The organism is Arthrobacter sp. 01N442, assembly GCF_056399345.1.
This window is the reverse complement of sequence record NZ_JBFTRD010000001.1, coordinates 382338-396433: the sequence shown is the minus strand read 5'-3', so window position 1 is coordinate 396433 and position 14096 is coordinate 382338. Positions and strand designations below refer to the sequence as shown.

Below are 14096 nucleotides of genomic sequence, written 5' to 3'. Positions count from 1 at the left end.
TCGGGGCGGCCCGGCCGAGTCAATTCTCGGAACGTTCGCTAAAGGACACCAAGCGCGATTGCATCTCCCAGTACGGGGTGGCGGCCGGCGCCTGCTTGCCATCGCGCAGGGCGGTGACTACGTTCACCGCGGCGTCGACGGCGGCTCGGTAAGGCAGGGAGCCGGAACTCACCCGCCTGACCCCCAGCTCACCCAGTTCAGGGACGGTCAGTGAGGGATGTGCCAGCACGTTAACCGGCAGCGCGACACCGGCGGTGACGGCCTGGATGTCGTCCGGAGCCGCAAGCCCGGGGACAAAGATTCCGTCCGCCCCGGCGTCGGCGTAGAGACCGGCGCGGCGCAGGACGGCGTCGACGGTGGCCTGTTCGCCGAACCAGATGTTGTCCACCCGCGCGTTGACAAACACGGCCGGACTGCGTCGCTTGACGGCGGCGACCTTGTCCGCGACGACTGCTGGATCAACCAGATGACCGGCCGTGCTGTCCTCCAGGTTGACCCCGGCCAGGCCGAGCGCAGCCAGTTGGGCCACGAAGTCCGCAACCTCGGCCGGGTCATCGGAGTAACCGTCCTCGATGTCCGCCGTGATGTGGACCGGCAGGCGGCACAGGCGGGCCACCAGAGCGGCCGTTGCCGCCTTGCTGGAGCGGCCTCCGTCCGGGAGGCCTGCACTCGCAGCGATGCCAAAGCTGGTGGTGCCGACGGCAGGGAATCCCGCATCGGCGAATGCCAGGCCGGATCCGGCGTCCCACGCATTCGGCAATAGGAACGGCGTTGCGGCGTAGTGGAGGTCCCGAAACGTAGTCATTTTCAATCCCATCCCTTGCCAAACGAATAGGTGGATTCCCGTTCAGTTTACAAACGCGTCCGGCCGCCGCAAGGGATGGACGGCAGGCCGGATAACAGTCCGCCGGCGCGGACAGGATGCGAGGGGTCCGGCGTCGCTGCACAGTGCCGGAAAGGCCCTATTGCGCCGGCCGGCGGACTGCTAGGCTCGGCGCCACGACAACTTCGGGAGGTCTGGTGTTTGATCGACTTTTTGGACGAAAAGACCAGCAGGCAAACGGCGAAACCCAATCCCGGGCGGATATCGCCAATCCGGTGTACAAGGAGATCGCGCTCCAGCTCACCTCCACCGCAGAGAATTCGACTCCTGACTGGACCACGTCCTATGGCTACATCGAGGACATCGATGACGGGCGCGGCTACACCGGCGGCCTGGTGGGGTGGTGCAGCGGCACCGGCGATATGCTCGAGCTCCTCCAGGCCTACTCGAATGCCGCCCCCGGGAATCCGCTGGCGCAGTACCTGCCGAGCCTGCAGCAGATCATGGAGGCGCCCTACAAGGAACGCCCGGCCTTGAGCCACCGGCTGCTGGACCCTGGCTTCGCTGCCGACTGGAAGGCCGCTGCGGGTGACCCGGCCTTCCAGCGGACCCAACAGCAGGAGCGGGACAGGGTCTATTGGCAGCCTGCGTTCGAAGAAGCTGTCCGGGACGGCGTTGGTCCGCTGGGGCTTGCGATCTACTACGACGTCTCGGTCAACCACGGCCCGGGGGACGACGACGAGTCGTTCGGTGGCATTCTGGCCGCAGCCCGGAAGTCGGAACGCCCCCCGGCCCAGGGCGGAGACGAGGCTAAGTTCCTCGCCGCCGTCGTGAAGGACAGGGTGAAAGTCCTCAAGGCCTGGGGCGATTACCAGAAGCACGGGCGCCAGGATATCCACAACGGGCTTTTGGAAGCAGGAAACCTTGAGCTCACGCCACCAATCAGCTGGTCTGTTTATGACGACCCGTATGAGCTCGGATCATATCCCCGAGTGAGGTAAGGCGGCCGCCGCGCGCGTGTGCCGCCGTCGACCGGGGTACCGGAGGCAGGTTTACGGAGTCTCCGTCACGGTGTTCGCCATGCCGATGCGCAACTTTCCATTCGCCGTCCTCGCGCCGGTAAACCTGGGTGGCCCGCAGCGTGTAGGCCCGCGGCTCACCGTTCACGGACGCAGAGGTGTGTTCGAGGCCCGCCGTGTAGGCCATGTCGCCCACCACGTCATATGCCTGCAATTCGAACACATAGGACGTGCAGTCCGAGAAACTCTTCGCGAGCCCCGTGAACAGCTCATCCAGTTCCCGCTGGCCGTTCGCGTTGCGCCATGCACCCAGGACGCTCACGGGTTCATTGCGGGACCAGAGCGCCCGGCGGGGCGCTGCGTCGCCATTGTGCAGGGCCAGTTCCGCCTGGTACAGCGCGGTCTGGACCCAGGCCAAGAAGTCCTCACGCTCATTCATGCCACCAGTATGCTCCCGGTGCAAGCGGTGCGCACCGGCTCATCGCGACGTTCAGGCCGCCTGCCAGCTGGCCGGGAGCGCTTTCAGGCCATAGACGATGGTGCTTTCCATCCGTTCGAGGCGAGCTCCCGGATCCAGGGCGAGTCCGGGCAACCGGCTGAGGATGCCCTCCAGCACGATCCTGGCTTCCAGCCTTGCCAACGGGGCGCCGAGGCAGAAGTGGACGCCGTGGCCGAACGCAAGATGCCGGATCTGGCCGCGGTCGACGTCGAAGCGGGCGGCCTGCTGGAACTGCCGTTCGTCCCGGTTCGCGGAGCCGATCCACGCCACGAGCGGGGCGCCGGCCGGAATTTGAACATCGCCCAGAGCGGTTTCGGCGACGGCAATCCGGTACATCGACTGGACCGGAGACCGAAAGCGAAGGACCTCTTCTATGGCCTGGGGGAGCAGCGACGGTTCCCCGCGGAGGCGTTCGATGGTGCCGGGAACTTCGGCGAAGCAAAGAACAGCGTTGCCGATCAAGTTGGTGGTTGTTTCATTGCCGGCAACGAGCAGCAGGCTGCAGAAACCCAGCAGCTCGACCACGCTTAGCTTCTGCCCGTCGATCTCGGCAGAGAGCAGACTGCTGATCAAGTCGTTGCCGGGCCGGCTCCGACGCTGTTCGATCAGGTCCAGGAAGTACGCCGTCATCTCCCGGTTGGCTGCCTCATGATCCTCATTTAGCGCATTGGTCCGCGTCTGGCTGACGATCACGTCTGACCACTCCTTGAAGCGGTCGCGGTCCTCGGCGGGCACGCCCATCAGTTCCGAGATCACGATCACCGGCAGCGGCACGGCCAATGCCTGGATCAGGTCCGCCGTTCCGAGGTCCGTGATCTCCCCGAGGAGCTCGTCCGTGAGCTGTGAAATGCGGGGACCGAGCGCGTCTACGGCTTTCGGCGTGAAGGCTTGCGTCACCAGGGAACGCAATTGCCGGTGCCGGGGCGGGTCGGTGGTAATCAGGCTGGATTCGAAGAGGTGGCCGGACTCGGATGAGTCGTCGCCCCGCATCCGGGAGGAGAACGTGGCGTGTTCGGAGAGCACCCGCTGCACGTCCTCGTACCGGAAGACGTGCCAGCTGCCCGACTGCTCGTGGTGGAAGACTGGGGCGGTTTCCCGCATTCGTTCGTAGGAAGGAAAGGGATCCAGCGGATGCTCACTGGCCGGGGTGAAGTCCATGGCTGGCCTCTCTGCTCAGCCCGGCGAGCTAGCGTCCGGGCCCGGCCGCCGGGGTCCCGGGTCGATTGACCGGGGACCCTGATTTTATCCAATGCCCCCTCGTGGCGACAGGGGCCGAATGCGAATGGCCGGAGCCGCTGGTCCGCAAAAGGGCGGCCGGAGCCGCTACTCCGCGAACGGCCGTCGGCGCTGCTGTTTCGTCGCGGCCCGCCGTTCCTTCGCGGCAAGGCGCCTGCGGTTGGAGCCCCGGGTAGGTTTGGTCGGCCGGCGCGGCGCAGCCTCTGCCGTCAGGGCCTCGGCCACAAGCTCGGAGAGCTTGGCCAGGGCGCTCTCGCGATTGCGCAGCTGGGATCGCTGCTCCGAAGCGGTCACCGTGATCACCCCGCGGACCAGGCGTCGTCCCAGGCGTGCCACCAGCATCGCCCGCTGGCTGTCCGAAAGCGCGGCCGAGCCGCCGACACTCCACGAGAGTTCCACGCGGCTGTCCGAGGTGTTGACGTGCTGGCCGCCCGGCCCGGATGAGCGTGAGAACCGCCAGCGGAGTTCGGACTAGGGGATGGTGAGCGCGGGCGACACCTCGAGATCCATGCAACCAGCGTTGCACACTCTGGACGCGCCCGACGCCGCTGCACGCTTCGTTGGCCATCCGCGGTGCTGCGACCGCCGAGCTCATGGCCGGGAGCGCCTTTGCCGCCCGCGTCCCGTGTATCTGGCCTCTCAAGGCGTATTGTGGGGCCCTGGGGGAGGGCGGCATGGAAGAAATCCTGATTGCAGACGGCAAGGGCCGGCTCGGTCTCAGCGGGCGGCTACTGCACCTGTCCTGGGCGCCCGGTTCGCAGGTCGGAATTGAGGACGCCATCGCGTCCATCGAGGTCATGCGCGGCCTCAGTGACGGCAGCGCGCTGCCCCTGCTGGTGGATATCTCCAGCGTGACCGTGAGCGCAGCGGCGAGGGGCGCTTACGAGCGTGCCCAGGCGGTATCGGCCGTTGCCCTGGTGGGATCGACGGTGGTGGACACCGTCGTGGCGGCAGCGCTGGGGCGCCATGACTTCTGCCCGCACGCCTATTTCACCTCCCGTGCGGAAGCCCTAAAGTGGCTGGACGGGATCTCCCCCGGTTAAGGGCGTGAGTCGCGCCGCTTCTTTCCTCGCGGCGGCGGTGCCGTGGATGAAAGGCCAAAGCTGTCGGACTTCCCAGCCCGTTGTGGCCGCAGGCTCATGCCGGCCGCAAGCACGGCCGCCGTGCCGGCGGCTGCTGCCATGGCGTAGCCCATGCCCGTGTACGTTCCCAGCCATACCGCCAGCAGCGTGCCCGCAGCCGGGGCGACGGCGGTCACGGCGGTCAGCGGTGCCGCAAAGACGCCCTGAAGGGTGCCTAAGCCGTGCGTTCCCCACCGTTCAGCGACGACGGTCGCCTGCAGAAGGGTCTGGCAGCCCCGGACGGCACCTGCGAGCATTCCCGCCGCAATCAGCACCGGCATCGGGCCGGGCAGGGCTGCCAGGAGGAGCACAGCGCAGGCCGCCGCAGCGGTGATGCTTGGCAGCCGGGCTCCGGGCGGGATGGCCGCGAACAGCAGCCGGCCGCCGACTTGCCCGGCGCCCACAAGCCCGAGGCCGAGGGCGGCCGTGGGGTAGTCGGCTCCCTTTTCAAGCAGCAGGGGAATGATGTTCAGCGTCACGGTGTAAAGACCAAACCCGAGGAGCACCATGAGGGTTTGCAGGCCGAGGAATTCCGGACTGCGCCGGACGGCCCGCAGCCGGGCGCGGTGGTCTGTCGCAGGGGTGCCGCGAGCGGGCGGCGCCCACTGACCGTTAAGGTAGCGGGCATGCAGTGGGACTGTGACCAGACCCAGGATCCCGGCGAGCACGAGGAAAGCGTCCCGCCAGCCGAACGCGGAGGCCAGGGCGGCGGTGACCGGGGCGAAGATGGTGGACGCGAAGCCGGCGGCGAGGGTCAGGATTGTCAGGGGCCGGATGCGGGCAGGGCCGTACCAGCGGGTGATCACGGTGAAGGCCGGCTGATAGAGGACCGCGGACTGCGCGGCCCCCGCCAAAAGCCACGCGGCAAAGAACACGGGCAGGGTTGGTGCCATCGCCACGATAACCAGTGCCAGCACTCCCAGCAGCGATCCGTTGATCATCAGTGTCCGCGGCCCGGTCCTGTCCAGGATCCTGCCCACGAAGATTCCGGCTGCAGCGGAGACCAGCAGCCCGGCGGAGAAGGCCCCGGTGACCAAAGCCGGGTCCCAGCCGGTGTCCTCGCTGATGGGCCGGACCGCGGCGACCAGCGCGTAGTAGAGCACGCCCCACCCTGTGGTTTGGGTAATGCACAGTGCGGCGAGACCGCCGCGCGGTGCACCCTCTGCCACCAGGGTCCTTGATGGCGCCGCGGCGGGCATGGCCTAGCTACCGGTGAGCTCCGCATACAGCTTCTGGATCCGGGACTTGATGTCGTCCCGGACCAGCCGCATGCGCTCCATGCCTTCGATGCCGCGTTCGGAGGGCTCATCCGTGTCCCAGACTTCAAGCCGCTTGCCCTCGGGGCCGTCCACTCTGGCCTCCTTGCCCAAGACGATCACGACGTCGACCTCGTCAAGGACTGCCTCAGTGATGGGTTTCGGGTGTTCGCCGCTGATGTCGATGCCGAGTTCCGCCAGAGACTCCACGGACTGGGGGTTCAGTGACGTGCCCGGGTTTGTCCCGGCTGAGTACACCGTGACGGAACCGTTCGCGAGCTGGTTCATCAGTCCGGCGGCGAGCTGTGATTTGCCGCCGTTCTTGCTGCAGACGAACAGGACGCCGGGCCTTTTCGTGGTCTGGATCATTGGTTTGATTCCTTCTTGCTGGAGCCGGAGCCGGTGTTGCTTAGCAGGGATGGGGACCTGGCTAGGTGACCAGGCGGAGGGGGTCAGTTTTCGCCGGAGCGGCCGTGGGCCAGACCGGTGGGGAAGCCGACCAGGACCGGTTCGGGCGTCCCGCAGCAACCGCCGGAGGTCTCCGCCACGAACCCCGCGGTCGCCGGCGTCGGGACGTCGCAGCTGGTGCCGATGTCCGAGGAGCAGACTCCGGTCTCGGGTAGTTCGAGCTGGACGGTGTCGGCGGCTTCCCGGTCCCCGGCCAGGGCCGCGGCGACGGAGCGGACCTGTTCGTAGCCGGTGGCCAGCAGGAAGGTGGGGGCCCGGCCGTAGGACTTCATCCCGACGATGTAGAAGTCCCGCTCCGGGTGGGCCAGCATCTTCGCGCCGTGCGGTTCCACGGTGCCGCAGGAGTGGAATTCGGGATCGATCAGCGGGCCCAGCTCCCGCGGTGCTTCGACGCCCGGGTCCAGTTCCAGCCGGAGTTCCCGGAGCATGTCCAGGTTTGGGCGGAACCCGGTAGCCGGGACCACGACGTCCGCCGTCAGGGTCCGGCCGTCGGTGGCGGTGAGGGTTACCGAACCGGCGTCGGCCGCGGTGAGTGCGGCGATCCCGAAGCCGGTGTGCAGTTCCACCGTGCCGTCCTCCACAAGGGCGCGCAGCCTGCTGCCGAGCTGGCCGCGGGCGGCGAGCCCGTCGGCGTCGCCGCCGCCGTAGACCTTGGCCGCCGAGGCTCCGCGGATCGCCCACACGATCTTCGTGCCGGGCACTTGGGCCGCAAGTTCGGAGAGGTTGATCAGCGTGTTGGCCGCGGAGTGGCCGGCGCCGATGACGACGGCGGTGCGCCCGGCGAAGGCTTCGCGGTCTCGGCCCAGGACGTCCGGCAGGGGAGAGGAGATGTGGGCCGCGGCGGCTGCTTCGCCGACGGCGGGCAGGCCGGAGGTGCCGAGGGGGTTGTGGGTGGACCAGGTTCCGGAGGCGTCAATGACGGCGGCGGCCTGGTAGTCGCGGACTTCGCCGTCGGCGTGCGCGACCCGGACCACGAACGGGGTCGTGTCGCGGTTCCGGCTGTGGGTCTTGTCCATGCCCTGCCTGGTGACGGCGATGACGCGGGCCCCGGTGTGCAGGCGGGACTCGATCTCGGGAAGCGATGCGAGTGGGCTGAGGTACCGGTCGATCAAGTCGCCGCCGGTGGGCAGCGCGGACGGCTCGGGTGATTCCCAGCCGGCCGCGGCGAGCAGTCGTGCCACGGCGGCGTCGGTGTTGTACTGCCAGGGCGAGAACAACCGGATGTGGCGCCACTGTTCGATCGCGGCGGCCGGGGCCGGGCCGGCCTCGAGGATCAACGGTTCCAGGCCGCGTTCGAGCAGGTGCGCCGCCGCGGCGAGGCCGATGGGCCCGGCTCCGATGACAGCTACGGGAAGGGTGTTGGTTGCAGCCATGGTGTCCTCTGTTTCGTTCGGCGGGGTGGTTACTTGTTCGCGGGGGTGAGGGAAGCGATGAGCTCCTCGATGCGGGACTTGATTTCGTCCCGGATGGGACGGACCGCGTCGACGCCCTGCCCGGCAGGGTCCTCGAGTTCCCAGTCCTCGTAGCGCTTGCCCGGGAAGATCGGGCAGGTGTCGCCGCAGCCCATGGTGATGACGACGTCCGATTCCTTGACGGCCTCGGTGGTGAGGACCTTGGGGATCTCCGCAGACATGTCGATCCCGAGTTCGGCCATGGCCTCGACGGCGGCGGGGTTGACCTTATCCGCGGGCGCAGATCCCGCGGAGCGGACTTCGATGGCGCCCTTGGACAGGGTGGTGAGGAAGGCAGCGGCCATCTGGGAGCGGCCCGCGTTGTGGACGCAGACGAAGAGGACGGACGGCTTCTTGGCGGTTTCGGTGCTCATGGCGTTCTCCTGAGGTTTGTGGGGTTAGACGGAAAGGGTGCGGGAGGTGAAGTAGCATTTGCGGGCCCAGAGGGCCGCGTAGACCAGTGCAACTAGGACGGGGACTTCGATCAAGGGCCCGACGACGCCGGCCAGCGCCTGCCCGGAGGTGACGCCGAAGGTGCCGATCGCGACGGCGATGGCGAGTTCGAAGTTGTTGCCCGCCGCGGTGAAGGCCAGGGTGGTGGTTTTGGCGTAGCCCAGTCGCAGCCGCCGGCCAATCAGCATCCCGGCGCCGAAGACCACCAGGAAGTAAACCAGCAGCGGCAGGGCGATCCGGGCGACGTCCAGCGGGCGGGAAGTGATGGTGCCGCCCTGCAGGGCGAACAACAGGGTGATGGTGAACAGCAGGCCGTAGAGTGCCCAGGGGCCGAGTTTCGGAAGGAAGGTTCCCTCGTACCAGTCGCGGCCCTTGGCCCGTTCCCCGAGTGTGCGGGTGAGGAAGCCGGCCAGCAACGGGATCCCCAGGAACACCAGCACGGAGGCGGTAATGGCCCAGAAGGAGAAGCCGGCGCTGGTGGTGGGCAGGCCCAGGATGGAGGGCAGGAGCTGGAGGTAAAACCAGCCGAGGGCGCCGAACGCGATGACCTGGAAGACGGAGTTGATGGCCACCAGCACGGCCGCGGCCTCGCGGTCGCCGCAGGCAAGGTCGTTCCAGATCATCACCATGGCGATGCAGCGGGCCAGGCCCACAATAATCAGCCCGGTGCGGTACTCGGGCAGGTCCGGGATGAAGATCCACGCCAGGACGAACATGAACGCCGGGGCGAGGACCCAGTTCAGGACCAGGGAGGTGATCATGAGTTTGCGATCGCCGATCACGCGGTGTGCCTGGTCGTAGCGGACCTTGGCGAGCACCGGATACATCATCACCAGCAAGCCGACGGCGATCGGCAGGGAGACCTCGCCGATTTTGACGGCCTCAAGTGCGGTATTCAGGCCCGGGACGAAGCTGCCCAGCAGCAGGCCGAGAGCCATGGCCGCGATGATCCAGACGGGCAGGAACCGGTCCAGAGTGGAGAGTTTGCCGACGACGGCGGCCTCACCTTCGACGTCGGGCGACTGGTCGGTCTGGATGTTCACGGGACTCCTGTACTGCGCCGGCGCAGCCTGATTTGGACAGCTCGGCAAAAGATTGATGGTTATCGATATGAAGTATTGCCAACTATATCGATGGATGTCAATCCATGTGCATAATAGACACATGAATTCTCTGCAGACCCTTGAGCCGGCCGTCGACGAGGCCTGCTGCGTACCGTCCGACCAGGCCGTCCTGAGCGCAGAGGATGCCCAGCGCAAGGCCCTGGTGTTCAAGGCCCTGGCCGACCCTAACCGGCTACGGCTCCTCTCCATCGTCAAGGGTTCCGGGGGCGGGGAAGCCTGCGTCTGCGACCTTACCGAACCGCTGGACCTGGGCCAGCCCACCGTGTCGCACCACCTTAAAATCCTGGTCGACGCCGGCTTGCTGCACCGTGAAAAGCGCGGGACTTGGGCCTACTACTCACTGGTGCCCGGCGCGATCGAGCAGACTGCCGGGCTCCTGGCGACACTGTGAGCCGGGGAACCGCGGCGGGTGTCGCCGTCCGGCCGATGCGGGAGACGGACTGGCCGGCGGTGCACAGAATTTACAGCGAGGGTATCGCCACCGGGCAGGCGACGTTCGAGTCCGAGGCGCCGGACTGGCACCGGTTCGACGCCTCGCGGCTGGCCTCGCACCGCCTGGTGGCGGAGACGCCCGACGCCGGGATTCTCGGCTGGGCTGCGGTTTCCGCCGTGTCCGCCCGGCCGGTTTACGCGGGCGTCGTGGAACACTCCATCTACGTCTCCGCAGCCGCGCGCGGCCGGGGGATCGGATCCGTCCTCCTCCGGTCCCTGATCGCCTCGACGGAACGGGACGGCATCTGGACCATCCAGGCGAGCGTGTTCCCGGAGAACGAGCAAAGCCTGGCGCTCCACCTCGCCCACGGGTTCAGGGCGGTCGGCCGGCGGGAAAAGATTGGCCGGATGGCCCACGGCCCTGCCGCAGGCCAATGGCGGGACACCGTGCTGATCGAACGGCGAACCCAGGTCCTTTAGTTCTGGTGCCGTGCACGTGCCCGCGGGGAAACTGGTCCCAAGGACCGGCAACAGCCTCGCGAACAAAGGACACCCATGACCATGGAAGAGCCCACCGCCCAGGACAGGCTGCGCGCCGTGCTGGAAAACGTCAGGACAGCCACGGCAAACACACGCCAGGCGATGGACGCGCCGGGCGACGAGAATTGGGTTCAGGACGGCGAGTCGGATGCCGAATACCTGCGGTCCCTCCAGCGCGACACGATCGCCAGGCTGGACGCCACGGCCCGGGATATCGAGGCGCTGCTGGACCGGGGCCGGCTCGACTAGCCGGGCCGCGGAGCCGGCGGGGCGAGTCTCTCTCAGGCCGGCTCCGAGCTGGGAGTGGTCAGCGCGGACAGTCTTTCTTCTCCAACGGGTTCCTCGGCCAGCAGCGGAATCAGGGCTACCCGGCCCGTCAGGGTGTGCACTTTCGTGATCTGTTCGAATTCGCTCGCGGCGCGGGCCCGCAGGAACGGCGTCCGCGGATGCGCGGCTGCGATCGAGTTGTTGATCACCCAGGCCCACGGATGGATGCCGGCTCTTTCCAGGTCGGACTGCAGTTCCTGTGCTTCGAGCACCGGTGTTGGTTCGGCAAGGGTGACAAGTACGACCTTGGTCTGGGCTGGATCCTGTAGTCGCATGAGCGGCGTCACGAACCCCATGGTGTCACCGACCTGGCGGGCGATCTCGCGGTGGTAGGAACCGGTTGCATCCAGGAGAAGCAGCGTGTGCCCGGTGGGGGCGGTGTCGATCACCACGAAGTGCCGGCGCGACTCCTGAACCACCCTGGAGAACTGCCGGAACACGGCTACCTCATCGGTGCACGGGGACAACAGGTCTTCGGCCAGCGCCGCACGTCCTTCTTCGTCCAAGTTCCGGCCCTTGGTTTCCATCACGTGGCTGCGGTATTCCTGGATGGCCGCCTCCGGATCGATCCGCGAAACCGTCAGGCCCGTGATGGAACCGTTGAGCGTCTCGGTGAGGTGAGCGGCCGGATCGGTCGTCGTGAGGTGAACCGCATGACCCCGGTTCGCCAGCGCGACTGCGATAGCGGCCGCGACGGTGGTCTTCCCGACCCCGCCCTTGCCCATGCACAGCACGAGACCATGGCCGTCGGCTTCCATCTCGTCCACCAGGGCGGCCAGCGGAGCGTGGCTGACCTCGGGGGCCGGGGCCGCGTCTGCCGCGTCTGCCGTGGAGCTGGCGCCGGAAGCGGTCACGAACAGGGACTTCAGGGCCGGAATGCCGACCATGTTGCCCGAATTCAATTCCAGGACATCGCGTGGCAGCCCGGCGACCAACTCGGGAATGGAGGCGAGGGCAGCAGACTCGCGGGTCCTCAGCGCCCGCGCCAGTTCCTCCGTGCCGGCTGAATCCGGGAGCACGCCGTTGACGACGACGTAACCGCCGCCGATCCCGATCTGCTCGAGTTCGCGGTACGTCCGCTCGATCTCGCTCAGTGCCGACTTCTGTGCCCGGGTGACCAGGACAAGCCGAGTCCTCGCCGGATCGGTAAGGGCACGGACCGCCGCGGCATATACCTCTTTGTGCTTCTCGAGTCCCGAGAGCGGCCCCAAGCAGGAGGGGTCGCCCTTGCCGGCGGCCAGGAAATCGGTCCACGAGCCGGGCAGTTGCAGCAGCCGCAGCGTGTGGCCTGTCGGGGCAGTGTCGAAGAGGATGTGGTCGTACTCGCCGTATGCTTCGTCGTCGGCGAGCAGGTTGGTGAACTCGTCGAAAGAGGCAATCTCCGTTGTGCAGGAGCCTGAGAGGCTCTCGGCGATGCCTACCAGTTCGGTCTCCGGGAGGAGACCCCTTACGGGGGCGAGGATCCGTTCCCGGTAGGCCTCGACGGCTTGCTCAGGGTCAATTTCCAGGGCGGAGAGCCCCGGTGCCCCCGGGATGGGCGTGAGGGTGTTCCCGATGCTGACCCCGAAGACCTGCCCGACGTTGGAGGCGGGGTCTGTGCTGACCAGCAAGACCCTTCTGCCCTTACCCGCGAGGGTGAGCGCCGCCGCGCAGGCTATGGACGTCTTTCCCACCCCGCCCTTGCCGGTGAAGAAGAGGAACCGCGGGGCGTTCTCGAGAAATTTCACGTGGCCAGTTTATCGACGGGCGTCAATCCCCATGCTGTTCCTCCTACGTCCCGTTGGATCCGCCGGCCAGGCTTCGCTTGAGGATTTTCCCGCTCGGGCCGAGAGGGAGCTCCGTGAGCAGCCTGATGACGCGAGGATACTTGTACGCGGCCAGCTGGGCGCTGGCGAAGTCGATCAGCTCCTTCTCGGAGACGGTGGCGCCGGCGTCGAGCACGATTGCGGCCGCGACTTCCTGGCCGTGGACGTCGTGCGGGATCCCATAGACGGCGGCGCTGACCACCTCCGGGTGGGTGAGCAGGATTTCCTCCACCTCGCGGGGGTAGACGTTGTAGCCGTTCCGGATGATCATGTCCTTCTTGCGGTCCACAATGGTGAGGTATCCGTCGTCGTCCTTGGTGCCAAGGTCCCCGGTGCGGAACCAGCCGTCGACGATCGCCTCCTCCGTGGCCTCCGGCCGGTTGAGGTAGCCCTTCATCAGCAGGTGTCCGCGGACGACGAGCTCGCCCAGCTCGCCCGTGGGCAGCAGTTCGATGCTGTCGACCGTCTCGGCCCGCGCAATTTCAATGTCGACGCCCCAAATGGCCGTCCCGATGGTGCCGGGCCGGGGCTGGGTGCCCACATGGTTGAACGCGGCGACCGGAGAGGTCTCGGTCAGGCCATAGCCTTCGTGGATCTCCACCCCGAAGACGTCGCGGAACCGGTCCATCACCGCAAGCGGCAGCGATGCCCCGCCGGAGATGCCGTAGCGGAGGCCGGTCGGACGGACGGCAACGGTCTTCGCCGCTTCGATGAGCGCCACATACATGGTCGGCACGCCGAGGAAGATGTTGACGTTGTGCCGGGCCATCAGCTGGAGGGCATCTTCGCCGTTGAAGCGCGGCATCATCACGATTGTGGCCCCCGCCCGCAGGCCGGCGTTGAGCACCACGGTCTGGCCGAAGGTGTGGAAGAGCGGCAGGCCGCCGAAGAGAACGTCGCCGGGCTTAAAGTCCATGACCGAGGTCAAGATGACGGAGGTCTGTTCCACCAGGGCGAAGTGCGTGCCTAGGGCGCCCTTGGGCTTGCCTGTGGTGCCGGAGGTGTACAGGATCGTGGCGGTGTCCGAGGGCCGGCATGGCTCGTAGCTGCGGATGGGCTCGGCCGCGGCCGCCTCCGACTCGAGCCGGGGCAGATCGCCGTCCTCGGGTGCCATGACCGTCAGGACATCGACGCCGGCGCTGACGGCGCCGGCGGCGCCTTCCTTCAGCAGCGGTGCGGCGCAGATCAACATCCTGGCGCCGCTGTCCTGGAGGACGTATTCGATTTCGCGTGCCTTGAGCAGGGCGTGCACCGGAACCACGATGGCTCCCAGCGAGAGGACGGCGTAGTAGACGCGGGCGAAGTCCGGGACGTTGGGGATCAGGACGGCGACGGCGTCGCCGGGCCCGATGCCGCGGGCCCGCAGCGCCCCGGCGTAGGCACGCGTCCCGCGCCACAGTTCGCCGTAGCTGGTCTCGTCCTCACCGACGATGAGGGCGATGCTGTTCGGTGTCCGCCGGGCGGATTCGGCCAGGATGGCGGCGACGGAGATTGTTCCGAAGCCGTCTGCGGTGCTGTTGTTGGTCATGGCCTGCTTCTTCG

At 67.3% G+C, this 14096-nt stretch carries 15 protein-coding genes and 1 pseudogene; 5 read left to right on the top strand and 11 right to left on the bottom strand.

Annotation, left to right across the window (positions count from 1 at the left end; translation table 11 throughout):
- Window positions 1-19: 19 nt before the first annotated feature.
- Window positions 20-805 (bottom strand): isocitrate lyase/PEP mutase family protein, encoded by a 786-nt coding sequence (locus AC1DNC_RS01795; RefSeq protein WP_476860848.1) that lies wholly within the window; start codon window positions 803-805, stop codon window positions 20-22.
- Between the two features lie 215 nt (window positions 806-1020).
- On the opposite strand from AC1DNC_RS01795, the gene AC1DNC_RS01790 reads away from it, so the two are divergent.
- The gene (locus AC1DNC_RS01790) at window positions 1021-1824 is read left to right on the top strand and encodes a chitosanase (protein ID WP_476860847.1); all 804 of its coding nucleotides are present in this window, start codon (window positions 1021-1023) and stop codon (window positions 1822-1824) included.
- Here the strand turns inward: AC1DNC_RS01790 and AC1DNC_RS01785 are convergent.
- From AC1DNC_RS01785 to arfB, 3 genes and pseudogenes are all read right to left on the bottom strand, one after another.
- Window positions 1766-2281: a nuclear transport factor 2 family protein gene (locus AC1DNC_RS01785; RefSeq protein ID WP_476860846.1), complete on the bottom strand. Its 516-nt coding sequence runs from the start codon at window positions 2279-2281 to the stop codon at window positions 1766-1768. The genes AC1DNC_RS01790 and AC1DNC_RS01785 overlap by 59 nt on opposite strands.
- 51 nt (window positions 2282-2332) lie before the next feature.
- Window positions 2333-3499, bottom strand: coding sequence for a cytochrome P450 (locus tag AC1DNC_RS01780; RefSeq protein WP_476860845.1), 1167 nt, complete (start codon window positions 3497-3499; stop codon window positions 2333-2335).
- A 165-nt stretch (window positions 3500-3664) separates the two neighbouring features.
- A pseudogene (gene arfB / locus AC1DNC_RS01775) lies at window positions 3665-4087 on the bottom strand (alternative ribosome rescue aminoacyl-tRNA hydrolase ArfB).
- Window positions 4088-4251: 164 nt separating this feature from the next.
- On the opposite strand from arfB, the gene AC1DNC_RS01770 reads away from it, so the two are divergent.
- On the top strand, window positions 4252-4620 hold the full coding sequence (locus tag AC1DNC_RS01770; RefSeq protein ID WP_476860844.1) for a DUF7793 family protein: 369 nt from the start codon (window positions 4252-4254) through the stop codon (window positions 4618-4620).
- Here AC1DNC_RS01770 and AC1DNC_RS01765 read toward each other — a convergent pair.
- From AC1DNC_RS01765 to arsB, 5 genes are all read right to left on the bottom strand, one after another.
- Complete coding sequence (locus AC1DNC_RS01765) at window positions 4617-5867, bottom strand: MFS transporter (RefSeq protein ID WP_476860843.1); 1251 nt, start codon at window positions 5865-5867, stop codon at window positions 4617-4619. The two genes, AC1DNC_RS01770 and AC1DNC_RS01765, sit on opposite strands and share 4 nt — an antisense overlap.
- A gap of 33 nt (window positions 5868-5900) precedes the next feature.
- Window positions 5901-6323, bottom strand: a complete 423-nt coding sequence (locus AC1DNC_RS01760; protein ID WP_476860842.1) for an arsenate-mycothiol transferase ArsC — start codon at window positions 6321-6323, stop codon at window positions 5901-5903.
- A gap of 83 nt (window positions 6324-6406) precedes the next feature.
- Window positions 6407-7795 (bottom strand): FAD-dependent oxidoreductase, encoded by a 1389-nt coding sequence (locus AC1DNC_RS01755; protein WP_476860841.1) that lies wholly within the window; start codon window positions 7793-7795, stop codon window positions 6407-6409.
- Between the two features lie 29 nt (window positions 7796-7824).
- Window positions 7825-8247, bottom strand: a complete 423-nt coding sequence (locus tag AC1DNC_RS01750; RefSeq protein WP_476860840.1) for an arsenate reductase ArsC — start codon at window positions 8245-8247, stop codon at window positions 7825-7827.
- Between the two features lie 24 nt (window positions 8248-8271).
- Window positions 8272-9363, bottom strand: coding sequence for an ACR3 family arsenite efflux transporter (gene arsB, locus AC1DNC_RS01745; protein WP_476860965.1), 1092 nt, complete (start codon window positions 9361-9363; stop codon window positions 8272-8274).
- Between the two features lie 127 nt (window positions 9364-9490).
- On the opposite strand from arsB, the gene AC1DNC_RS01740 reads away from it, so the two are divergent.
- The 3 genes from AC1DNC_RS01740 to AC1DNC_RS01730 all read left to right on the top strand — a co-directional run bounded on the left by AC1DNC_RS01740 (window position 9491) and on the right by AC1DNC_RS01730 (window position 10671).
- Complete coding sequence (locus AC1DNC_RS01740) at window positions 9491-9841, top strand: ArsR/SmtB family transcription factor (protein WP_476860839.1); 351 nt, start codon at window positions 9491-9493, stop codon at window positions 9839-9841.
- Window positions 9842-9876: 35 nt separating this feature from the next.
- Window positions 9877-10362: an N-acetyltransferase family protein gene (locus AC1DNC_RS01735; protein ID WP_476860964.1), complete on the top strand. Its 486-nt coding sequence runs from the start codon at window positions 9877-9879 to the stop codon at window positions 10360-10362.
- Between the two features lie 75 nt (window positions 10363-10437).
- On the top strand, window positions 10438-10671 hold the full coding sequence (locus tag AC1DNC_RS01730) for a hypothetical protein (protein WP_476860838.1): 234 nt from the start codon (window positions 10438-10440) through the stop codon (window positions 10669-10671).
- A gap of 32 nt (window positions 10672-10703) precedes the next feature.
- On the opposite strand, the gene arsA is transcribed toward AC1DNC_RS01730, so the two are convergent.
- Window positions 10704-12476 (bottom strand): arsenical pump-driving ATPase, encoded by a 1773-nt coding sequence (gene arsA, locus AC1DNC_RS01725; protein WP_476860837.1) that lies wholly within the window; start codon window positions 12474-12476, stop codon window positions 10704-10706.
- Between the two features lie 43 nt (window positions 12477-12519).
- Window positions 12520-14082, bottom strand: a complete 1563-nt coding sequence (locus AC1DNC_RS01720) for a long-chain-fatty-acid--CoA ligase (protein WP_476860963.1) — start codon at window positions 14080-14082, stop codon at window positions 12520-12522.
- Window positions 14083-14096: the final 14 nt, after the last annotated feature.